At 40.6% G+C, this 934-nt stretch carries 1 protein-coding gene; it reads left to right on the top strand.

The window, feature by feature from the left end; genetic code table 11:
- Positions 1-934, top strand: a 934-nt coding sequence (locus HMPREF2571_RS10890; protein ID WP_256315260.1) for a GBS Bsp-like repeat-containing protein, incomplete at both ends; no start/stop codon positions are given.

Raw genomic sequence — 934 nt, 5'->3', positions numbered from 1 at the left:
ATTTTACATTGATGCTAAAGGTCAAAAACGCTTTGTTCAAAAAGCTTTTGTAGAACGAAATGATCCATCTAAACCTACAGGTGTTATTTCTATTACAAATAATAAAGATTCAGGAACTTTTGATGTAGTCATTAGTGATGTCTATAGTCCTAAAGGTGTCCGAACGGTTCAAGTCCCAGTCTGGTCTGAGGCTGATGGTCAAGACGATATTCGTTGGTATGAAGCGACACGTCAAACAGATGGCACTTACAAGGTTACTATTCAAGTAGCCAACCACAAAAATACAACTGGTCTTTACAATGTTCATCTTTACTATGTCCAAAATGATGGCTCACGAATCGGTGTAGGCGGAACACAAACAAAAGTTACTTTGTCAGATCCTAAAGCCGACCTCGCTATCACTGGTCTCAACAATGCTACTGGTAGCTATGATGTTGTCATTTCAAACTTGGTTGCGCCACGAGGTTTTAAAGAAGTCTTGGTTCCAACCTGGTCTGAAAAGAACGGCCAAGATGATATCATCTGGTACAAGGCAGCTAAGCAAGCTAATGGAGACTATAAGGTAACCGTTCGTTCAAGCAACCATAAGGGTGATAGCGGCCTTTATAACTCTCATGTCTATTTGGTTGACAATGACGGTAAATTCATTGGCCTAGGTGGCAAACAAGTGACACTTGATATTACTAAGACTCAAGGAACCTTAACTATTGCTAACAATGATAAAAATCGTGGAACTTTTGATGTTATTATCACCAATCTGACGAATCCAAGTGGTATTTCAGGTGTGGTAATCCCCGTCTGGTCTGAGCAAAATGGTCAGGATGATCTTGTTTGGCATAATGCCACAAAACAGGATGATGGTTCCTACAGAGTGACTATTTCAGCCAGCCAGCACAAGTGGAACTCAGGCAAGTACATCGTTCATGGCTATATT

This window comes from Streptococcus sp. HMSC068F04 (assembly GCF_001837455.1).
In the GTDB taxonomy this organism is placed as follows: domain Bacteria; phylum Bacillota; class Bacilli; order Lactobacillales; family Streptococcaceae; genus Streptococcus; species Streptococcus salivarius_D.
Note: the sequence above shows the minus strand (reverse complement) of the source record. Positions and strands in the feature narration are given on the sequence as shown.